This is a genomic window from Microbacterium sp. SLBN-111 (assembly GCF_049739645.1).
GTDB lineage: Bacteria > Actinomycetota > Actinomycetes > Actinomycetales > Microbacteriaceae > Microbacterium.
In genome coordinates this window covers 618,592-639,805 of record NZ_JBMGQH010000001.1, presented here as the reverse complement: position 1 = coordinate 639,805, position 21,214 = coordinate 618,592, and the positions used below count along the sequence as shown (strand labels likewise).

General features: G+C 70.5%; 18 protein-coding genes. 9 read left to right on the top strand and 9 right to left on the bottom strand.

From position 1 onward, the window contains the following. Positions 1-47: 47 nt before the first annotated feature. From RKD05_RS03010 to RKD05_RS03000, 3 genes are read left to right on the top strand one after another with little or no spacing between them, the layout of a single operon-like run. Positions 48-1,334 carry a glycosyltransferase gene (locus RKD05_RS03010; RefSeq protein ID WP_424707952.1) on the top strand — a complete coding sequence of 429 codons (1,287 nt, stop codon included), beginning with the start codon at positions 48-50 and terminating at the stop codon, positions 1,332-1,334. Then, a complete protein-coding gene (locus RKD05_RS03005) occupies positions 1,327-3,453 on the top strand; it encodes a right-handed parallel beta-helix repeat-containing protein (RefSeq protein ID WP_424707951.1) in 2,127 nt (708 codons plus the stop codon). Before RKD05_RS03010 ends, RKD05_RS03005 begins: the two co-directional genes overlap by 8 nt. Further along, positions 3,450-4,418, top strand: coding sequence for a helix-turn-helix domain-containing protein (locus RKD05_RS03000; RefSeq protein WP_424707950.1), 969 nt, complete (start codon positions 3,450-3,452; stop codon positions 4,416-4,418). The genes RKD05_RS03005 and RKD05_RS03000 overlap by 4 nt, the downstream gene beginning before the upstream one ends. Before the next feature lie 28 nt (positions 4,419-4,446). Here the strand turns inward: RKD05_RS03000 and RKD05_RS02995 are convergent, their stop codons facing one another. Together RKD05_RS02995 and RKD05_RS02990 are read right to left on the bottom strand one after the other, a co-directional pair. Further along, entirely contained in the window at positions 4,447-5,412 is a 966-nt protein-coding gene (locus RKD05_RS02995; RefSeq protein WP_424707948.1) for an LLM class F420-dependent oxidoreductase, read from the bottom strand. 102 nt (positions 5,413-5,514) lie between these two features. Continuing rightward, positions 5,515-6,528, bottom strand: coding sequence for a TerC family protein (locus tag RKD05_RS02990; RefSeq protein ID WP_424707946.1), 1,014 nt, complete (start codon positions 6,526-6,528; stop codon positions 5,515-5,517). 277 nt (positions 6,529-6,805) lie between these two features. Between RKD05_RS02990 and RKD05_RS02985 the strand changes: the two genes are divergently transcribed. Then, positions 6,806-6,991 carry a hypothetical protein gene (locus tag RKD05_RS02985; protein WP_424707945.1) on the top strand — a complete coding sequence of 62 codons (186 nt, stop codon included), beginning with the start codon at positions 6,806-6,808 and terminating at the stop codon, positions 6,989-6,991. A gap of 237 nt (positions 6,992-7,228) precedes the next feature. Next, a complete protein-coding gene (locus tag RKD05_RS02980; protein WP_424707943.1) occupies positions 7,229-7,927 on the top strand; it encodes an esterase/lipase family protein in 699 nt (232 codons plus the stop codon). A gap of 45 nt (positions 7,928-7,972) precedes the next feature. Here the strand turns inward: RKD05_RS02980 and RKD05_RS02975 are convergent, their stop codons facing one another. Together RKD05_RS02975 and RKD05_RS02970 are read right to left on the bottom strand one after the other, a co-directional pair. Further along, complete coding sequence (locus tag RKD05_RS02975; RefSeq protein WP_424707941.1) at positions 7,973-9,823, bottom strand: DUF2207 family protein; 1,851 nt, start codon at positions 9,821-9,823, stop codon at positions 7,973-7,975. Positions 9,824-9,903: 80 nt separating this feature from the next. Next, positions 9,904-10,464, bottom strand: a complete 561-nt coding sequence (locus tag RKD05_RS02970) for a MarR family winged helix-turn-helix transcriptional regulator (RefSeq protein ID WP_424707939.1) — start codon at positions 10,462-10,464, stop codon at positions 9,904-9,906. A 91-nt stretch (positions 10,465-10,555) separates the two neighbouring features. Between RKD05_RS02970 and RKD05_RS02965 the strand changes: the two genes are divergently transcribed. Continuing rightward, the gene (locus tag RKD05_RS02965; protein WP_424707938.1) at positions 10,556-10,942 is read left to right on the top strand and encodes a hypothetical protein; all 387 of its coding nucleotides are present in this window, start codon (positions 10,556-10,558) and stop codon (positions 10,940-10,942) included. A gap of 81 nt (positions 10,943-11,023) precedes the next feature. On the opposite strand, the gene RKD05_RS02960 is transcribed toward RKD05_RS02965, so the two are convergent. Genes RKD05_RS02960 through RKD05_RS02950 form a run of 3 tightly spaced genes read right to left on the bottom strand, consistent with a single transcriptional unit; the run spans position 11,024 to position 13,586 of the window. Continuing rightward, positions 11,024-11,272, bottom strand: a complete 249-nt coding sequence (locus RKD05_RS02960; RefSeq protein ID WP_424707936.1) for a hypothetical protein — start codon at positions 11,270-11,272, stop codon at positions 11,024-11,026. Positions 11,273-11,301: 29 nt separating this feature from the next. Beyond that, positions 11,302-12,237 carry an aldo/keto reductase gene (locus tag RKD05_RS02955; protein ID WP_424707935.1) on the bottom strand — a complete coding sequence of 312 codons (936 nt, stop codon included), beginning with the start codon at positions 12,235-12,237 and terminating at the stop codon, positions 11,302-11,304. 35 nt (positions 12,238-12,272) lie between these two features. Beyond that, on the bottom strand, positions 12,273-13,586 hold the full coding sequence (locus tag RKD05_RS02950) for a cell division initiation protein (RefSeq protein WP_424707933.1): 1,314 nt from the start codon (positions 13,584-13,586) through the stop codon (positions 12,273-12,275). A 372-nt stretch (positions 13,587-13,958) separates the two neighbouring features. On the opposite strand from RKD05_RS02950, the gene RKD05_RS02945 reads away from it, so the two are divergent. Together RKD05_RS02945 and RKD05_RS02940 are read left to right on the top strand one after the other, a co-directional pair. Further along, a complete protein-coding gene (locus tag RKD05_RS02945) occupies positions 13,959-14,669 on the top strand; it encodes a DUF998 domain-containing protein (protein ID WP_424707932.1) in 711 nt (236 codons plus the stop codon). A gap of 9 nt (positions 14,670-14,678) precedes the next feature. Beyond that, on the top strand, positions 14,679-14,870 hold the full coding sequence (locus RKD05_RS02940) for a hypothetical protein (RefSeq protein WP_424707930.1): 192 nt from the start codon (positions 14,679-14,681) through the stop codon (positions 14,868-14,870). Between the two features lie 15 nt (positions 14,871-14,885). Here RKD05_RS02940 and RKD05_RS02935 read toward each other — a convergent pair whose 3' ends face one another. Continuing rightward, positions 14,886-17,357 carry a LuxR C-terminal-related transcriptional regulator gene (locus RKD05_RS02935; protein WP_424707928.1) on the bottom strand — a complete coding sequence of 824 codons (2,472 nt, stop codon included), beginning with the start codon at positions 17,355-17,357 and terminating at the stop codon, positions 14,886-14,888. Positions 17,358-17,704: 347 nt separating this feature from the next. Between RKD05_RS02935 and RKD05_RS02930 the strand changes: the two genes are divergently transcribed. Beyond that, positions 17,705-19,354: a polysaccharide biosynthesis tyrosine autokinase gene (locus tag RKD05_RS02930; RefSeq protein ID WP_424711760.1), complete on the top strand. Its 1,650-nt coding sequence runs from the start codon at positions 17,705-17,707 to the stop codon at positions 19,352-19,354. A 67-nt stretch (positions 19,355-19,421) separates the two neighbouring features. On the opposite strand, the gene RKD05_RS02925 is transcribed toward RKD05_RS02930, so the two are convergent. Continuing rightward, entirely contained in the window at positions 19,422-20,783 is a 1,362-nt protein-coding gene (locus RKD05_RS02925; protein WP_424707927.1) for a sugar transferase, read from the bottom strand. Positions 20,784-21,214: the final 431 nt, after the last annotated feature.

The window sequence follows — 21,214 nt, the reverse complement described above, 5'->3', positions numbered from 1 at the left end:
CCCGGGCCGCAATTCGGCGTATCCGCCGAACGTCACGGGGAGAACACGTGGGCCACGGGTCTTTCGGAGAGCAGCTGATGTGGCTGCTGCCGTTCGGGTATCTCGGCATCGTCTCGTGGGGTTTCTGGATCGTCCGCAAACTGCTGGCCGCGACGTCGCGCCCGGTCCGCAACGACTTCCGGACCACGACCACCGTCGTCGTCCCGTCCTTCCACGAAGACCCCGACGTACTCCTGCGATGCCTGCAGACGTGGGTGCGGCAGGGGCCGTCGCGCATCATCATCGTCCTCGACGTCGCCGACGTCGAGGCGCAGCAGCGGATCGAGGCCCTGCAGATCCCGACCGTCGAGGTCGTGATGTTCCGACACCGGGGCAAGCGTTCTGCGCTGGGTGTCGGCATCCGCATGGTGGACACCGAACTGATCGTGTTCATCGACTCCGACACCGCGTGGGAGGACGGCATGCTCGACGCCGTCCAGATGCCCTTCATCGATCCGGCGGTCGGCGCGGTCAGCACGCGGCAGAACGTCTACCTCCCGAAGTCGAGCGTGTGGCGCCGGGTCGCGGACTGGATCATCGACCTCCGCTGCACGGACTATGCCCCCGCGATGGGGCGGTTCGGCGGCGTGATCTGCGCGTCGGGCCGCACCGCCGCCTACCGCACCTCGGCGATCCAGCCCCGTGTCGAGGACCTGGAGCACGAGATCTTCCTCGGCAAGGAATGCGTGGCGGGGGACGACGGGCGGATGACGTGGCTCGTGCTCTCGCAGGGGTTCCGCGTCACGCACCAGGACAGTGCTCGCGCGTTGTCGATGTTCCCGGGCACGTTCCGGGCGTTCGTCAAGCAGCGCGTGCGCTGGAGTCGCAACTCCTACCGGTGCTACCTCACCGCGATCCGCCACGGCTGGATCTTCAAGGTGCCGCTGATCTCGCAGATCACGATGATGCAGATCCTGCTGACGCCGTTCACGATGTTCGTCGCTCTCGCGTACGTCATCCTGGCCGTGCGCACGGAGCACCCGACGATCGGGCTGATCCTCGCGATCGTGTGGATATTCGTCGGTCGTGGCATCCGCGGGATGTCCCACCTGTGGCGGCGTCCGGAAGACATCGTCCTGCTGCCGCTCGTGACGCTCGTCATCATCTTCGTCTCGCTCCCGATCAAGGTGTATGCGCTGTTCACCATGAACAAGCAGGGCTGGCTCACGCGTTCGGCCGACACCCAGGGCGGTGAAGGGCAGACCGAGGCGAGCCTGGGCGGCGAGGGACAGTCCGCCGCGAGCGTCGGTCTGGGCGCGCCCGCCCCGTCGGCGACGGAGCCGGTGCGTGGCTGACGACGGCGCGCTGACCGCGGTGGAGCGCGGCGATACGCATCCGGCGATCCGCGGGGTGGCTCGCGTGATCATGGTGATCGCCGTGATCGTGCTCGTGGTCGGCGTCGTGCTCGTGGGAAACTTCGTCCATACGGGGACGTTCCTGCCGTGGTTCCGCGCCGACGCCCCGAGTGGGCCCGTCGTGGGGGAGGCCCCGAGCCCGGGTGCCACTGACGCCCCGGCCGCTCCGAAGACCCCGGCCGAGCTGGTCGCGGCGGAGGACGCGCGGCTGACGGCGGTGGCGGCGCTGGCGCCGGGCGACCCGGCGCTCGTGGACAAGTGGAACACCGTCGTTCTGGCGCCGAAGGGTGGGCAACCCACGACATACGGTCTCGCCGATCTCGGCGCCCTGGGTGCGGTGCGACTCGACGACGAGCGGACCGTCACGGTCGTGCGGAACATCGTCGTGCGCCGGGGAGCGATCCTGGACATCACCGCCTTCGGAACGATGCGCATGGAGAGTTCGCCGAAGGGAACGACGAGCATCGTCGGGTGGGGAGGAATCATCCACCTCCTGGGCACAGAGACCGACCCGCTCGTCATCACGTCCTGGGACGACGCCACGGCGGCGCCGGATACCGACGAGACGGACGGACGGGCGTACCTCCGCGCACGCGACGGCGTGCTGATGGTGGGGCACGCGGAGGTGCGCGACCTGGGCTTCTGGAGCGGACGCACCGGAGGTCTCGCCGTCACCGGAACCGGCGACGACCGTGCCTCGGCGGGAATCGTCTCGACCAAGATCACGGGCCTGCATTACGGGGTGTTCTTCTCCGACACGACCCAGGCGGGAATCCAGGACAGCACGATCGAGAACTCGACGCTCACCGGTATGGAGGTCACCAACGGGGCCTCGGACACCACCGTCGAACGGACGACGATCACCGGGTCCGGCGGCGACGGGATCTCCGTCTCTCGTCAGTCCCCGGGCACGAAGATCACGGACAGCACGGTCTCCGGCTCCACCGGGTGGGGCATCCGGGTCGACGGATCCGCCCTCGCGGACGGCCCCACCTCGGGTGGTTACGGGCTCAGCCCGACGAAGGGGTTCACACTCACCGGCTCGCACGTGCGGGACAACCGCGAAGGCGGGGTACGGGTGATCTCCACCGATACGACGGAGATCCGGGGTACCGAGGTGGCGGAGACCCGCAGCGCCGTGCTCGTCGAGGGCCCGTCGACGGGGCTCGTGGTGGCGGACGCCGATCTCGCGTCGTCCGACCTTCGCGCGCTGGACGTTTCCGGCAAGATCACGGATGCCACGGTGTCGGACTCCCGTCTCTCCGGTCGCCGTATCGCGGTGGAGCTCACCGGCGCCGCCGTGATCATCCGCGACAACGACGTGCGCGTGGCATCCGGGTTCGGAATCGAACTGGCCGAGGACGCCCGTGCCGACATCACGGGGAACACCTTCCACGGCGTCGGGCAGGACGTCGTCGCGATGTGGTCGGGCTCGCGCACGATGCAGGCGAACAACGTCCAGACCGACTGGACCTTCCAATGGGCGTGGGTCGGCTGGATGAACGACCACCCGATGATGTGGATGTGGGCGCTCGTGCTGCTGATCCCCGCCATCGGCGTGCCGGTGCTCTGGCGTCGTCGGCGCGAGCACCAGAAGCTCCGCAAACTCCTGCACGAAGCGCTCCTGCGGCACGGCGAGGAGCAGAAGGCGGCGTACGCGGGGCGTTCGCCGATTCCGACGTGGGCGCCGCCGACGGCATCCCAGCGGGTCGCCGTGCCCGAGCCGGTCGCGACGCCGGGACCCGGCGTCGCGTGGGAGACCCCGACCGTGGTGCCCTCGGGAGTCGGCTCGCGCGGACCCGTCGTCCGGCCGTCCTCCGCTCCGGCCGCGGGACCGCATCCCGCGACCCAGCGACCTCGCTCGTTCGCGGACCTGCGCACGGGCCCGCTCGAGGGTCGCACGTTCGCGTCCCTGCAGCAGTTCGCCGTGGCCGCGGTTCTCGAGGGCGGATATTCCGTGCCGACCATCGCGCGCCTGTTCCGCATCCAGCAGTGGCGACTGCAACAGTGGGTCGAGGAGGCAGCGCGAAACCCGGTCGGTGGAGGAGGTCGGCGGTGACCGAGGAGCAGGAGGACGATCGTCTGAACGCGGTTCTGCACACGCTCGGGGAGCGGGTGCGGGCGATGCGTCTAGCCCGCGGCATGTCCCTCACGGCGCTGTCCTTCGAGGCCGAGCTGTCCGAGCAACGCCTCCGCTCGATCGAGGCCGGTCGCACGGCCGTTCCCCTGGCCGTGCTCGTCGCGCTCGCCGATGTCTTCGAGGTCGGGGTATCCGATCTGTTCGGCGACGCGGTCGCCGCGCCGCCCACGTCCGACGCGATCGATGCGCCGAGCGCGAGTCCGCACGTGGTGCCGAGTCCCGTGATCTGGGGTGGCGAACTTCCTCCCGCTCCGTGGATGACGTCGGCGCCGTCCCCGGCGGCCGATTCCGCCGTCGTGGAGACACCGATCGCGAGCCCGCCCGTCGCGCCGCCCGCCGTCGTCCGGCCGGCGATGGCCCCGGCCGCGCCCGTCGGCGGCCCGGCCGAGCCGTTCCCCGCTTCTCCGGCTCCGCCCGTCGCGGTCTCCGCGCCGGTGCCCGCGGTCGAGCGGTTCCCGGCCACGGGGTTCTCCCCGCACATCGCCTCGGGGACGGAGGTGCTCCCGCCGGCACCGTGGCAGACGGCGCACGCGGGACACCCCGCCGCCCCGCCAGCCGCGCCGGCGGACTCCGCCCCGCCCGTTGCCCCTCCGCACGCCCCGTCCGTCGCGCCGCGGGTGCACCAGCGCGCCGCCGAGCGGGGGATGCAGAACGCTTCCGCCTACGTGTTCGTGGCTCCCGGCGCCGGCTCCGCCACGGTGCCGCGCACGTTCGCGGACCTGCGCACAGGACCCCTGGCCGGGCGCAACTTCCGCTCGTTGCAGGAGTTCGCTGTGGCATCCGTGGTCGAGGGGAACCATTCGATCGCCGACGTCGCCCGCGTCTTCCGAGTGCCGGTGTGGCGGCTCGAGCAATGGGTGCGCGAGACCGGTCACGCGGTCTGAGCAGGACCGCGCGACCGGATGCCGCGCGTCAGAGGGCGCGGAGCTTCTCGAGCAGCGGTGCGGCGATCTCGTCGACGAAGCGCTGCTGCTGCTCGTCGCCGACCTGGACGATCGCGATGTCGGTGAAGCCGGCGTCGAGGAACGGGCGGACGCTCTCGGCCAGCTCGTCGAGGTCCGGCCCGCACGCGATGGAGTCCGCGACGTCCTCGGGGCGCACGAACTGCGAGGCCCCCGCGAACCCCGCGGGCGTCGGGAGGTCGGAGTTCACCGCCCACCCGCCGGCGAACCACCGGAACTGATCGTGGGCGCGGGCGATCGCGGCATCCTTGTCGGGGTCCCAGCTGATCGGAATCTGGCCGATCTTGCGCGAGTCGCCCTCGTGGTGCTCGTCCCACCCGCGGAGGAGGTCGGCTTCGGGCTCCGTGGTGATCAGGTGGTCACCGAGCGGGGCGAACCGCTCGATCGAGTGTTCGCCCGAGACCGCGACGCCGATCGGCACACCGCCCTCGGGGGCGTCCCAGACGCGGGCCGAGTCGACGCGGAAGTACTCTCCGTCGTACGTCACGAGCTCGCCGGTGTGCAGCGCCCGGATGATCTCGATCGCCTCGACGAGCATGTCCTGGCGCGCGAGCACGGCCGGCCATCCCTCGCCGACGACGTGCTCGTTGAGGTTCTCGCCCGAGCCGAGGCCGAGGGTGAAGCGTCCGTCCGACAGCAGTTGGAGCGTCGCGGCCTTCTGGGCCACGACCGCGGGGTGGTACCGGATCGTCGGGCACGTGACGTACGTCATCAGCTCGACGTCGGTGGTCGCCTGCGCGACGGCGCCGAGCACCGTCCACGCGTAGGGAGCGTGACCCTGCGAGGTCAGCCAGGGGGAGTAGTGGTCGCTCGAGACGAGGAAGTCGTAGCCGGCGCGCTCCGCGCCGACCGCGTACTGCACGAGTTCCCGGGGGCCGCTCTGCTCGGTCATGAGGGTGTATCCGAAACGAGTCATGCCGTCACGGTAGGTCGACCCGGCGCGCCCGCCCGCGGGGTTGCGCTCCGCCGACGGATCGGCAACGGGCCCACGGCCGGCGCCGTGGACCCGTTGCCGGACTCAGTGCCCGGGGGCGTCGACGGCCTTCTCGCCCTCGATCCGCTCCTTCTCGGCATCCCTCCGCGTCTTGGCGAGGCTCGCGATGGTCGCCACCGCGACGGTCGCGGCGATGAACAGCAGCGAGAGCCAGATCGGGATCTCGGGGACCCACAGCAGCGGCTCACCGCCGTTGATGAACGGCAGCTCGTTGACGTGCAGCGCGTGGAAGACGAGCTTCACGCCGATGAACGCCAGGATGACGGCCAGACCCTGCGACAGGTAGACGAGGCGCTCGAGCAGGCCACCGATCAGGAAGTACAGCTGGCGCAAGCCCATCAGGGCGAACGCGTTGGCGGTGAAGACGATGTACGCCTCGTTCGTCAGACCGTAGATCGCGGGGATCGAGTCGATCGCGAAGACGAGGTCGATGAAGCCGATCGCGACGATGACCAGGAGCATCGGGGTGACGAAACGCTTGCCGTTCTTCTGGACGGTGAGCTTGTCGCCGTTGTACTCCTCGCTGACCGGAAGGATGCGACGCACGAACCGCATGAAGCGTCCGTTGGCCGGGTCGCTCTCGCCGTGCGCGAAGGCCTGACGGTAGGCGAGGAAGAGGAGCAGCGCGCCGAAGATGTAGAAGATCCAGGAGAAGTTCTCGATCAGCGCCGCACCGACGGCGATGAACGCCCCGCGCATGACCAGCGCGATGACGATGCCGATCATCAGCACCTTCTGCTGGTACTTCTTGGGCACCGCGAAGCCGGTCATGATGATGAGGAACACGAAGAGGTTGTCGATCGACAGCGCCTTCTCGGTCAGGTAGCCGGCGAAGTACTCGCCACCGTACGTCCAGCCCGACACAACGCCGATGCCGACGCCGAACAGCAGGGCCAGACCGATGTAGAACGCCGACCAGCGGGCGGACTCGCCGACCGTGGGCTCGTGCGGCTTGCGGACGTGCGCGAAGAACTCGAACACGAAGAACGCGATCGTGACCGCGATCGTGATGATCCAGATGAGCGGGGTGACACCCACGCGGGCCTCCAAGGGTTTTGGTGTACGTCGAAACACCAAGGTCTCTTCCACTCGCGATGCGAGCCGACGCCCCGGGCTCACGATGTCGTGTGCCGTATTGACGGGATCGTCGCGTGGGAATACTCCCCTTGCTGACCTCGATGGTACGGCACGTCGACGGATCCTGCCCGAGCGATCGCTGGGAACCCTGGCATGCCCGTGCTCGGCCCGCAAGCCCCGGTCCGCGCGGACCGCTTCACCTCAGGCTGGCGGGAACCACACCGATCGAGGAGGACCCGTGGAAGATCACGAACCCACCCAGGACGCACCCGTGATGGACGGCGCCGACGAGGCCACGCCCGAGGACAAGAAGGCCGGTGCGCGCGAACAGCGCGACGCCGACGCCGCCGTCGGCACCGATGCCGCCGAGGAGGAGCTCGACGACGAACTGCGCAGCATCCGCGGGTACGGCGAAGACCGCTGAGGCGACGACCCCGTCCGGAGCCGATTGGGGGTACGGCTCGACGGACGGGGCGTCACTGCGCCTCCGAGGGCGCCTCCGCGCCGGCGATGCCGGGGCTGGATGCCACTGACGGTACTCGCCCGGGCCGCCATGACCCACGGCCTCTCAGCCGATCCCTAACCCCCACCGAACGATCTCCCGGAGAGCGCTCGCGCAACCCCCGATCCACTCCCGCAACCCGTGGCCGAGGATGAGGGCATGTCGATGGATGCCGTACCGGTGATGCCGCGTTGGCGGAGAGGCATCCGCGACCTCGTCTGGTGGGGACAGGACTACGTGTACGCCGTCGCGGCGCAGGTCCGAGCCGTGGGGCCGGGCCGCCCGGACGATCTCACGACCGGAACGCGGCGACCGGTCGTCCTCCTGCCCGGCATCTACGAGACCTGGCGGTTCCTCCAGCCGCTCGCGGACGCGCTGCACGCCCGCGGACACCCGATCCACGTGGTGACCGGCCTGGGGTCGAATCGCCGTCCGATCGCCGAGTCCGCACGCCAGGTCGCGGACCTGCTCGTCGACCGTGATCTGAGCGACGTCGTCCTCGTCGCGCACAGCAAGGGCGGATTGATCGGGAAGCACCTGCTCGCCTTCGATCCCGCGGGTGAGCGGGTGCGGGCGATGGTCGCGGTGGCCACGCCGTTCGGCGGATCCCGCTACAGCAGTCTCATGCCCACCCCGTCGCTGCGCGCCTTCCGATCCGGGGATGCCACGATGCGCGCGCTCGCCGCGGCCGCCGACGTCAACACGCGGATCGTGTCCGTCTACGGTGCGTTCGACCCCCACATCCCCGAGGGCAGCGAGCTCGCGGGCGCCCGGAACGTCCGGCTCGACGGCGGCGGGCACTTCCGCGTCCTCGCGGACCCGCGGGTGATCGCCGAGGTCATCCGCGCGGCCGAGTGAGGGCGTCGCTGCGGCGGTCCCCAATGCCGAGCGGGCGGTGCCGGGTCAGCGGCCGCCACCCCCGCCCCCGCCCATTCCGCCGCCGGAGAAGCCGCCGCCGAACGAGCCGCCGGAGAAGCTCCCCGATCCGCTCACCTGGGGTGCCGGGCTGGTCCCGGTGTGCAGGGTGGACAGCGACGAGGCGAACGCCGCGCTCGAGAACCCGTTCGGCCCCGAGTACCAGGCGAGGTCCGCCCCCGTGTCGCGCGCCTGGGTCGCGAGGACGTCGGCCCATTCCTTCTCGACACCCCACACGACCGCCCAGGGGAGCAGCTTCTCGTGGAGGTGGAGCACCTGGACGGGGTCGTCGAGCCCGGCGGGCCGCCGCTCGGCACCCTCGGGACTCTGCAGAACCCGCATCCGGTCGGCCTCGGCCAGCGCCAGGTAGTCGCGCAGCCCGAGCAGGTAGTCGCGCGCCGGCGCACCGGCATCCGTCACTCGATCCGACCACCGGATCACCACGAAGGTCAGGATGCCGGCGACCGCCGTCACCGGGACGGCTGCGACCTGCCACCAGGCCGGCGTCGTGCCGACCGAGGTGATGAGGAGCGCGGCGAGGGCGAGGCCGAACGCGAGGACGGCGATCACGCCCGCGACGGCGGCCGTCCTCAAAACGGGACGCTGCATCCAGCCGCGGCGGCGCACTTCGGCGGCCGCGACCGGAAGGAGGTCGCGCAGTCGGTCGCCCGCGTCGCTGCCGGGGCTGTCGAGCGCGACCCGCTGGCCCGGCACCGGCGTGTCGCCGAACACGGCCGCGAGGACGCCCGCGCGCAGCGGTGTCGCGCCCGCCCCGCTCACGTACTCGAGAGCCAGTGCGTCGTCGGCCGCCGGGTCCTCGACCACGCGCAGGTGTCCGGCGACGGCGGCGTCGAGCACGGCGGCCGGCATCGCCGCCCCGGTGCGGCGGACGAGGTGCGCACCCTCCAGGACGTCAGTGTCGGTCGGCGGGGTGTACTCGACGACGATGATTCCGCGGCCTCGCGCGTCGCGGTTCCGACGGCGCGAGAACGCGGCTGCACCGATCGCGGCGGCGCTGACCCCCAGGGTGCCGATCGACAGGACCGACAGTGCGGGCGCGGCATCCACCGCGAATTGCTCCTCAGGAGTGCGCACCACTTCGCCGGGCACGAACGTCCCGCGGGTGAAGCCGACGGAGATCGTGACGTTCTCGCCGGGGCCGAGGTCGTACGACGCCGCGGTATAGGCGACCTCGCCCCCTGTCCCGACCTGCCGCGCGATGTCGCACCGGTCCGTCGAGTTCTGGGCGCCGCGGTAGCAGGACGCCGCGCCCTCGAGGGTCGTGTCGGCGAGCGCCCGGTCGACCGTCAGTTCCACGCTGACTCGCCCGAACGGCTGCTCCCACTCGGTCCCGTTGACGTCGCGATAGAACTCGTCGGCGTCGGTGTCGGCGAAGGACCGGATCGTGTCGCGCTGCGTGTAGGAGATGACGTAGGTCTGGATGCCGTGGACGTAGGAGTCGTCGCCCGTGAGAACGCGCACTTCGCGTCGGTCCGTCTCGATCTCGTACGGGATCGGGGCCCCGTCCGCCCCCGTGACCGAGACGATCTCCGTGTGCAACGGCACCCCGTCGTAGTCGTCCGGGATCGCCCGGATGATCCCGCGGTTCTGATCCTCGTCGGGGAACCGGGCCACGAGCGTCTCCGTGACGGCGAGCTCGGCGTGCCCGTCCGCGGCGCGGGAGAGGGCCATACGGGCGTCGAACGAGTCGAAGCGGAAGTCCTCGACATCCGCATGCGCGGGCGCGGGTCGGAGGAGCGAGAGTGCCAGCAGCCCCAGCAGCATCACAACGGCCAGCAGCGGGCGCATCGAGCGGACTCGGGTGGCGAGGACGTCCATGCCTCGACGCTATCGACAAGCTCCCGCAGACGACTCCGTCGTGGGGCGGATCGTGCGGATGCCGTGACCCGAGGCTGCGATCACGCCGCCGTGGGCGTCGTCGGCGTGGCGGTCGCGGGGCGCGTGGTGAGGCAGCACGGCTCGCGCGTGGCGGCGCAGACCCCGTCGACGGCGCAGCGCATACGGTCGAGGAACGCCGTGACGATGTCCGCCTCCGCGTCGCTCATCCCGCGCGTGGCGCGGATCATCCGCGCGTGCATGTCGCCGAGAGTGTCCCGTATCTCGTCCTCGGTCTGCTCGGTGCCGCGCACGAGGATCTTGCGGCGGTCGGTGGGGTGCCGTTCCCGCCGCACGTGTCCCGAGCGCTCCAGGCGATCGAGCAGGGCGGTGATGGATGCCGTCGACAGTCCCAGGTGGCGCGCGAGGTCGGCCGGTGTCGCATCGCTTCCGGAGCCCGCGGCCCGCGTGAGGAAACGGAGGACCCGCAGTTCGTTCTCGCCCATCGCCATCGAGTCCTGAGCCCGTCGGCGCATCGCCATCTCGGCCGAACGGTACGACCGGAGGGACTGCATGACGCGCGATCCTCGGCGGTCGTCGCTGTCGCTGCCGTACCAGTAGGGCGCGGGGGATGCGGATTCCATGAGCCTCTCCCGATTCAGCCTGATATCTCGCTTGCTTATTCGCTAGCCTACCTAGTAAGTTTGCGAACAAGCAAAGACGGAAGGGAACATCATGGCGAAGCTGTTCTACGGAACGACCCCCGAGCCCATCACGATCGACGATCGGATGCTGGCGCACGTCAAGGTGGTCGTAGCCACGAAGCTGCGCCGTGGCGAGAGCTTCACGCTCTCCTGGACGCACGGGGCCGACGAACCGGTGGGCCGCTCGACGATCTGGCTGCAGCCGTCCATCCCGCTGCGATTCGTCTTCGAATCCGAGCAGCCCGAGACCCTCGACCAGAATCTCCTGAAGCGGATGGCGAACGACGCCAACTCCTCCCGCGGGCTGAGCCTCGACATCGACATGGATCAGCAGGTCGCGGCCGACCGTCCCGCCACCGCCGGGCCGACGCAGGCCCGGCAGCGGACTGCGCCGCGCTCGCTGGTCCGCGCGGCATGAGCGCCGTTCGTTCGCGCGTCGATCAGCCGGCCGTGACCCACCCGGTTGTGTGGGACGTTCCGACCGAGCCGCTGACGATCATCACTCCGGCGATGGCGCCCGGTCTGGCGGGCTGACCCCGTCGGTACCCGGTCGCCCGACCGCGGACCGTGCCCCGGGCTCCCGCCGCGTGAACACGATCGCGGCGGCGAACAGCACGCCACCGATCACGGCGAACACCGCCTTCGGTCCGGTGGGACCGTCCGCCGGCAGAGCGAGCGTCGGGACGGCGACCACGATGGCGGACGCCGTGGCGGCGATCGCTCCCCACGGCCATCTTCTGCTCGGCATCCCGATTCCCCTCTCCTCGCCGACCCCGATCAGGGAACGACGTAGCCCGCGGCCCGCACGAGGGCGTACCACTCGGGCCTCGACAGCACGATATCCGCGCCGGCAGCGGCTTCGGTGATCCGATGGGGCGTCGTCGTCCCGAGGACGACCTGCATTCCCGCAGGATGCCGCGTGATCCAGGCCACCGCGATCGCGAGCGGCTCCACTCCGTACCGCGCGGCGAGTTCGTCGATGACGGCGTTGAGCTCCGCGTAGGCGGGGTCGCCGAGGAACACCCCGTCGCCCCGCGTGCCCTGCAGGGGAGACCACGCCTGCAGGGTGATGCCCGCCAAACGGCAGTACTCCACCAGCCCGCCGCCGTCCAGAACGGCCGACTGCGGAGTCCCTTCCATGTTCATCGCGAGGCCTTGGACGACCACGGGCGCGTGGGCGATCGAGAGCTGGACCTGGTTGGCGACGATGGGCTGGCGTACCGCCGTCCGAAGCAGGTCGATCTGCCGAGGGGTGTGGTTGGAGACGCCGAACGCCCGCACCTTGCCGGACGCCTCGAGCTCGTCGAACGCGCGGGCGACCTCTTCCGGCTCCACCAGGGCGTCGGGGCGGTGCAGCAGAAGGACGTCGACGTAGTCCGTCTGGAGCGCACGGAGCGACTCCTCCACGGATGCGACGATGTGCTCGTACGAGAAGTCGAAGTACGGCCCGTCCCGGACGATGCCCGCCTTGGTCTGGAGGCTGATCTCGGCGCGCTCCGCAGGGCTGAGCCGGAGCGCCTCCGCGAACCGCCGTTCCGCGGAGTGCAGTTCTCGCGCGTAGATATCGGCGTGATCGAAGAAATCGATCCCGGCGGATCGCGCGGCCGAGTAGAGCGCGCGGACGTCCTCGTCGCTCTTGCCGTCGATGCGCATCATTCCGGCGACGACGGCGGGTACAGCGGGACCCGAGGGGCCGAGGGGGACGGTTCTCATCGCTCCACGTTAGCCCGCGGAGGTCTCCCCGACCGTCACTCGGGCGGCGTCGTCTCGTCGTCGGAGTTCGTATCCGATCGATCGTCCGCTCCGGCGGACGTGCCCCGCGGCGCCGCCCTGAGGAGCTCGTTCATCTCCGCGAGGAAACTCCCGAGCTGCTGTTGCTGCCAGCGGAGGTCGCGCGTGCGGTCCTCCGCGTTGCGGAGGACCGTGGAGGCGTGGCCCGTGATCGCATCCGCAATGCGCTGCGCCTTCTCGCGGGCGTCGTCGAGGATCTCCCGCGCCTGGACCTGGGCGTGGGTGACGACCTGCTGCGCCTGGGCGCGTGCCAGTCGCTCGTGGTCATCGGCGCGAGCGCCGATGCGGCGGGCGTGTTCCAGAGCGGACTCCACCTGTTCGGTCGCGTCGGCGGTGATCCGCTCGGCGTGCGCCACGGCCTGGTTGTGCAGCACGAGGAACTCCTGCTGCGCGTCGTCCTGCCGCCGCGTCAACGATTCCTCGAACTCCAGGACGCGCGCGGTCATCTCCCGGACGTCGGTCTCCGCCTTGGCCCGGAGATCCGTGGTCTCCCGGGAGACGAGCGACCGGAGCGCCGCGGCGCCCTTCTCGGCCTCGGTGCGCACCGCGACAGCCTCGCGCTCGGCCTGTGCGACCTTCTCCGCAGCGTGCGCTCCCTCGCGCTCCAGGCGCGCGGCGTGCGCGGCGGCCTCGGTCTCGACGCGGAGGCGTACCTGCTCGGCATCGTGGTGCGCCTCCGTCCGGATCCGCTCCCGCTCGGCGACGGCGTCGTCGCGGATCTGTCCCGCTTCATCGCGCGCGGCGGCCAAGAGGCGCTCGGCCTGCGCGGCGGCGTTCTGGACGAGAACCCCCGCCTGCTCCTCGGCCACACGGAGGATCGCCTCGAACTGCTGGCGGGCCTGGGCGGGGTCGGAGCGCTCGCCGTCGGCGTCCGAGACGAGATCGCTCGAGAGGGCGCTGACCTGGGCTTCGGCCTCAGCGGCACGCGCGGAGGCCGCGCGCACCTGTTCCTGGAGTCGGCCCGTCTCCTCGGTGTGGTGGCGCACCGACTCCGCGAGCTCGGCATCGTGGTCCGCGCGCTGCTGCGCGAACATCGCCTCCGCGCGGAGTTTCTCGCGGTGCGCACTGTCTTCGGCCGTGCGGACGCGGTCCCGGAGGACCCGGACCGCGTCGTCGACGGCCTCACGGTCGTACCCACGGAATCCGACGGGGAAGCTGGGGAGGTCGCCGTCGTCGTCGCGTCGGAGGAGCTCGTCGAGAGGGGAGTCGGGCACTGCCTCGTCGCCGGGGGATACCGATCCGCGGTCGGATCCGGGCTGGTCGTCCGTCATGGGGTTCCTCTCGAACGTCGACGCGTTCCTGCGGCGCCGGCGGCACCCCTGTGGCGAACGCGGGACCGATGCCCGAGCGAAAGGGGATGCGCGGTTTCGAACCGGGTGCCGTGGCTACGAAACCGCGCATCCATGGTGGGTGACCGACATGAAGAGAAGGGATCTTGGGGGAGAACCATTCGCGATCACTCGACGACGACGATGCCACGCGAGTGGGGGCATCGTTCCCCTCGAGGGGTATACCTCACCCGAGAGATCGCCCATCAGACCTCGACCTTACGACCGCTCGGATCGATTTTCTGCGCCCGTCGCCACCGTGACCGCGTCGGCGCGCTATCGTGGCGGAATCCCTCGACGACGCCGGAGACGCCCATGACCGACACGATCGTTCGGTCGACCCGACCGGCGGTTCGCCCCGGGCGGCGCCGCGTCGTCCTTCTCGCGGGCGTCGGTGGCACGGCCGCCTTCCTCAGCGCGGGGCTCATCTGGCTCAGCCGGCTGTGGGATCCCAGCGTCCAGTACGTGAGCCAGCTCGGCGCGACGGGGATGCCCACGGCTCCGCTCTTCAACTCCGCGCTGCTTCTCCTCGGGATCGCGGCCGTGCTGGTCGATCGCGCGCTGCTCCACCGGCCCGAGGTCTACGTGACGGGCTGGCCGATCGCGGCGACACTCGTGGTCTGCGGAGCGTGCTTCGCGGTGGCATCCGTCGTCACGTGCTCGCCCGGATGCCCGGTGCCGTTCACTCCCGGGGCGCTGCCGCAGGACCTCATCCACATCAGCGCGGCCGTTCTCGGGTTTGTCCTCGCCATCGTCGCGATGGCGCAGGTCGCGCTGCTGCGGCGCCGCCCCTGGATGCGTCGGGCGAGCGTGGCGACGCTCGTCGCCGTCGCCCTCACATCTCTCACGGGTGCGATGCTCGCGCTCTTCCGCGGCGACACCGCCCTCGGCGGGAACCTCGAGTTCACGGCGGCGACGCTCGCGATCGCCTGGTTCGGTGTCTTCGGCCTGCAGGTGGTCGCGGATGAGCGCGTCACCCTCGCCCGTGCGGGCGGGGAACGCCGGAGGTCGGATGCCACGGGATAGCGTTCTCTCATGACGAGATCACGCCTGCGCCGCATCCTCGTCCTGCTCGCGCCGGTGGCGGCTGTCGTGGTCGTTCTCGTCGTCATCCACGGAGCCGGAGTCCCTCTCACGATTCCCGGCGTGATCGTCGTGGTGCTGCTGCTGGTCGTCGGCCGTCTCGTCTTCGCGGTGACGCGGAGGCGGCGCGCCGGCCGTCGCTGACCGGCGCGCCCCTCCTCACGCGTCGCTCTCGGCCTCGATCAAGCCCCACGCGTGCGCGGCTCGGATGGCGCTCGCCCGATCCGACACCTCGAGCTTGCGGTAGAGGCTCTGCAGCTGCGTCTTGACGGTGTTCGGTGAGACGACCAACGCGCGGGCGATGTCCGCGATCGTCGAGGTGGGGGTGAGCTGGGCGAGCACGACCTGCTCCCGCTTCGTCAGGTGAGGAACACTGACGGAAGAGGCGAAGAAGGAGGCGCGCTCGGCTACGCGGTCCCGAGCGCTCGGGGACAGCAGGCGGAGCACGAGCCCGCGATCCTCGGGGGCAACGGCACTCCACGGACTCCACAGGTCATGACGGGCGCTGAGCGCCTCCGCTCGCTGAGCCGTAGAACGATGGGCGGCCGTGCCGTTCAGCCGGACGTCGGCGACCATGCTCACCACGAGGCTCTCGAGGGCTGCCCGGGGCGACGAGTCCTGGTGGATGCCCCATTTGACGCTCATGACGTACGCCTCGTGGGCGCGGCCCGCGTACAGCTGAGAGAGCGCGATCGCGGGTGCGGTCGCGGCGGACAGACCGAAGGGCCCCTCGAACAGCGCGAGGGCCTTCCTCGCCTGGCGGAGGGCGATGAGGACCTTCGCGCGAGCCGTGAGCAACTGGATCGACTGGAAGTGCGACGGAGGAGTGCTGCGCGTGCGTGCCATCCACGATCGCAGCATTCCGAGGGCATCCGGGGCGGCGCCCGAGAGGAGGAAGGCGACGGCCTGGATCGACGCCGCGAACGGCCACAGCTCCCGAGCTCCGGCTGTCGCCGTCATCGAGTCGAGCCTCTCCCGCGCACCGGCGGCATCCCCGCGTTCGAGTCGGAGCCACGCGTCGGCGAGACGCGTGCCCTCCCCCCAGGGCGAGGCGAGCCAGCTGTCCTCCTGGTCGGCGTCGCACAGGGCTCCGGCGGCGCGGACGTCGCCCTCGAGGAGCGCCACGATTGCGAGCACCCCCCGCGCTCGCAGCCGCCGGGCCGGCGGTGCCAGGCGCTCGACCTGACCGAGCGCCAGACTGGCATCGCGGAGCTTCCCCATCGCGAGATGGGTCATCCCCACCTGGTACCAGCCCTCGGCGACGACGTCCTCCGCGAGGGTGGGGCGCTTGCGCAGGGCGTCCACGAGCAGGGCCGCGGACTCCGTCGCCAGGGCGAATCGTCCGGCGGCCCGCAGGAGGTTCACCCGCGTGATGAGCGCCTCGATGTTGTGCTGAGCGGCCGCTTTCGCCTCGGGGAGTCGCCCGAGCGCGCCGATGACGAGTGCGGGCGTCTCGGCGGACGCCGCGGTCTGGTCGTCGACGGCGAGCAGAGCGTCCACCGACACCGGATCGAAGCCGACGTGGCTGCGGAGCATCTCGGTCAGCGTCGCGAAGGCCGAAGCGTCGCGCGCCCAGATCTCGGGCCCGGCCGAACGCAGAATCGATCCCAGGGTCGGCCACTGCCCCGCGTCGACGGCGAGCTGCGCGGCGCGCAGAGGCTCCCCGGCGGCGACGAGGTGGTCCAGGAGACGCAGGCGTGCGTGCTCGACGAGTTCGGGTGCGCCGGCGGTGATCTCGCGGAGCCATTGCGTCCTGACCGGCTCGGCGAGAACGAGACGGGTCGTGCTGGGCCACACGAAGCCGGCGTCCTGCAACTCCGTCAGGAGTTCGCTCGTGGTGCCGGTCGTGGAGTCGATGCCGATCGCATCCGCCAGCTCCACGTTGATGTAGGGGGCGACGGCCAACAGGCGCACCTCGTCGGTGATCGGCGCGGAGAGGTGCGCCTCCATGTCCGCGGTCAGCGCCTCCGCCGCGTAGTCGGCGATGGCCTCGGCCTCGTCCCGCGTGCGGAGGGGCAGACCCTCCAGACGGAGTCGTGAGCTCGCGAGTTGAGCGAGCGCCGGCCACCCGTGCGTCCGTCGCATCAGAACGTCGATAGCGATGTCCGTGGTCTCGATGCCGTTGAGCTCGAGGACGAGGGTGAGCTCGTCCCTCGACATCAGGAGATCCGCCGGCGTGAGCACGTGCACGTCGAATTCGAGCGCGACCAGCGGACTCTCCAGGCGAGTGACGTGCCGCGTGGCGACGACCACTCGAAGGGCGGGGTCCGAGCGGAGGAGCTCCAGGACCGCGGCGGAGTCGATGCCCGGCCCATCAGTGAGGTTGTCCAGGAGCAGGACGTGCTGCGGCGGGCCGTCGCGGAAGGCCGCGGCCACCCGCTCGAGCGTCTCCGAGCCGACCGCACCGGCATCGAGGAGTTGGATGCCGATTCCCGGGTCGTCCTCGAGCGCGCCGGCGAACTGGCGCAGCAATGCGCTCTTCCCGACCCCGGCCGGACCGCGTAGGAGGACGACATCGCTTTCCAGGGCCGTGCGGAGCGCCGAGAGGGTGACGGTCCGCGGCGTCCAGAAACGGCTGGACCGCCGTGCGGCGCGGGCGGCTGCGGGAGGGGTATCCAGATCGATCAGCATCGTGTTCTCCAACTCTCAAGACGGTGGTGTCGACGGCCCGAGTTCGGGTTGCGGGCGGCGAGGAAGCGCGGGGCGGGCAGTGCGCTTCACCCGATCTTTGGGCTGATATTCGCCCTCACCTGGCACAAAGGGAGCGGTTTCATCCCCGTCGTCATCCCGCCTTCACCCCACCGACATCACACTTCGCGGGCCCGTCTCACCATCGGGCGGCCGCGGTGATTCCCCCTTTGTTTCGCCCGCATCGCGGGCTCCGAGCCCGGCGGAGCAGCCCCGCGGAGCATGCCTAAGCTGCCCACCGGCTCGACGTTCCGAGGCGGGCCGAGGCGAAAGGCGGAACCCGAGTGGACATGCAACGCGTTGCGCGAATCCTGCGCGCGTACTGGAAGACGATCGTCGCCCTGACGATCATCGGAGGGCTCGCCGGCCTGGCATGGAGTGCGCTTCAGCCGCGGGTGTACACGGCCGACGCGAGCGGGTACGTCGCCAGCGTCTCGTCCGACGGGTCGACGGGTGCCGCTCTCGCCGGGGACACGCTCGCGCTCTCGAAGGTGAAGTCCTTCATCGACATGGGCTATTGGCGAGCGGTGGCCGAAACGGCGCGCGACGAACTCGGCATAGCCGACAGCCCCGAGTCCCTCGTGGAACGCGTCCACGTCTCGAACCCCGTCGACACCGTCAACGTTCGCGTCGAGGCGACCGGTCCGACACCCGAGTCGGCGCGCGATCTCGCGCAGGCCTGGCTCCACGGCATGACGGTGCAGGTCGACCAACTGGAGTCGACGGGCGGGGGTCGGGGGGCGGTGCGCCTCGTCGCGGGTGATTCGGCACGGCTGCCGTCGGCACCCTCGTCGCCGAACGTCAAGCTCGATGTGGCCATCGGCGCGATCGTCGGCGCCGTCGCCGGTGTCGTGTTCGCCCTGGTCCGGCGCGCCTTCGACCGACGGGTGAGATCCGCGCGCGACATCTCCGACGCCGTTGATGCCTCGGTGGTCGGCATCCTGCCCGTCGACAAGGAACTCGCGGCCGGTCGCGCGGTCTTCTCCTTCGACGACATCCGCGACGGCCGCGGATCCTTCGCCCACAAGGAGGCGGTGCGGGAGCTGCGAACGAACCTGCAGTACGTCGATGTCGACCATCCCGCGCGCGTCATGGTCATCACCAGTCCTCTTCCGGGTGACGGCAAGTCGACGACGGCAGCCAATCTCGCGGTGAGCATCGCGGCGACGGGACAGTCCGTCATCCTCATCGACGCGGACCTGCGTCGGCCCGTACTCGGCGCGACCTTCGGGTTCTCCGACGACGTCGGACTCTCCGACGTCCTGGCCGGCCGCGCGCGCATCGATCAGGTCGCCCATCAGGTGGATGAGCACGGACGTCTGTTCATCGTCGCGGCCGGCCGCACGCCGCCGAATCCGAGCGAGATGGTCGGATCGCAACGCATGCAACAGCTCGCTCGGGGGCTCGCCGACGACATGGTCGTCATCATCGACTCCCCGCCGACGCTCGCCGTGGCCGACGCCGCGGTCATCGCGAGTTGGGCGGACGGCGCGGTGCTCGTCGTCACGGCCGGACGCACGACGGACGACATGCTCGTCCGGGCGGTCGGCAACATCGCCAAGACGCGGGGGAGGCTGCTGGGGGTCGTGCTGAACCGGATGCCCCTTCGCGGCGTCGATTCGAGCTATTACGGGACGCAGTACGGCGGCTACTACGGCTACGGGGTGCCCGCGTCGGCGGCCGCTCGCACGGTCTGGTGGCGTCGTCTGCTCCGCCGCGGTGAGTCCCCGGCCCCCGACGCCGACGAAGCGGCGCCCGGCCCTCGGCGGCGCTCGACGGACCTGCCGCCCGACAACGTGAGCGGCCTGCGCACGCTCTCTCAGCGGCGGAACGTTCCGGCCCTTCCGGGTGATCCGGGTCGTGAAGGGACGGAAGCCGCCGGTACCGCTCCGCAGGGTGCGCGCGACGACCTGCCTCCTCGCCGACGGCAGCGCGGCTGATCACCGCGTCCCGCAGAACGTCGAAGGCGCCGGTCCCCCTGAGGGGCCGGCGCCTTCGACGTCTGACTCAGTGCGCGGTGTCTCCCGGAGCGAGCACCGCCTTGACGGTTCGGAACAGGATGACGATGTCCCCCACGAGCGACCAGTTCTCGACGTAGAAGAGATCGAGACGGATGGAATCCTCCCAGGACAGCGCCGAGCGTCCGCTGACCTGCCAGAGACCGCTCATCCCCGGCCGGACGATGAGGCGTCGACGGGCGTCGTCGTCGTAGAAGGCCACCTCAGCGTCGCGCTGCGGGCGAGGTCCGACCAGGCTCATCTGGCCGATCAGCACGTTGATCAGCTGCGGGATCTCGTCGAGCGAGTACCTCCGGAGGATCCGTCCGACCGGAGTGATGCGCGGGTCGTTCTCGACCTTGAACAGCGGTGTTCCGTCGCGCCCCTGCGCGGCGAGGAGCTCGGGAAGGCGTGCGTCCGCCCCGTCGATCATCGATCGGAACTTGAACATCCCGAAGTGATTCCCGCCCTGACCGACGCGCTCCTGGCGGTAGAGCACCGGTCCCGGGCCGGACAGGCGCACGAGGGTGGCCAGCACGAGCAGCACCGGGCTGAGAGCGACCAACAGGACAAGGGATCCGACGATGTCGAGCGCGCGCTTGAGAACCCGCTGACGGGTCGAGTACTGGGGAGTCTCGACGTGGACGAGGGGGAGCCCCGCCACCGGACGCGTGTGGATGCGCGGACCGGCGACGTCGGTGAGGTTCACGGCGACGATCAGGTGCTGCCGTCCGGGCTCGAGGCCCCACCCGATCCTCCGGATGTCCTGGGCGTCGAGGCGTCCCCCTCCCGTGATCAGCACGCTGTCGGCGTCGAGCTCGTGGAGGCGACGCTGGAGGTGCCGGGCGTGCGCATCGTTCCAGGCTTCCTCATCGCCGGAGGGGACGAGGTGGACGCCGACGATGGTGAGGCCGACCCCGGGCTGGCGCATGATCTGGGCTGCCACGCGCGCGTTCTCCTCCGCGCTCCCGACGAGGACGACCCGCGCCGACATGTCGCCGTTCCGGCGGCGTGCGGTCAGCCAGGAGCGGGCCGCCGTGCGGGTCGCCAGCAGCGCGACCGTCCCGACCGGGAGGCTCAACAGGAAGTACCCGCGGGAGAGCTCGACCGAGGAGAGGTAGGCGATCATGGCGACGAGCCCGAACAGCTGCAGCGACGCGGCGATGACGAGGCGGTGCTCCACGACCCCGTGTCCGACCACGCGCGGGAGGCGCGTCCCCCACAGGGTGAGCGCGAGGAACCAGGCGACGCACAGAGCGCCCGAGACCGTCGTGTAGTCGATCGATGACGCCCCCACGCCGAGAGGCTGCGGTCCGAGCCAGATCAGTTGGGTTCCGAAGACGGCCCCGGTGATGACGAGGGCATCCGTCACAGCGAGCAGGCGGGCGAAGCGCGCTTCCCACGGGCGTCTTCGGGTCGTTCGCGATGGGGTGAAGGTTTTCGTTATGGCTGGTGAAGCCAACGACGAGGTGGCGAGATCCATGGGTCCTCCGCTGATCGGGCTCAGTGGCCGGAGATGATGCGCCTCTGGGCTGGAACAGAAGGCGCGGGGTTCGGGCACTCTGTCATCCGACAGATGCGCGGTTGCGATGCCCCTGATCACCGCGAATGGGGTGAACGAGCGTGGAGAGTGGTCAGCCTCGCGGCGTCCTGCTGCTCGGGCGCGGCCATCCTGCGCGCCGGTGTCGCCGGGATCGCCCCTGCCGTCACCTGAGCCGCATGCCTCGTCACCCAGCGCCCTTCGGGGAGCACAGCCCGATCCCGCACGCGGAGGGCATGTTTGCATGTTCATGTGCGCGTAGC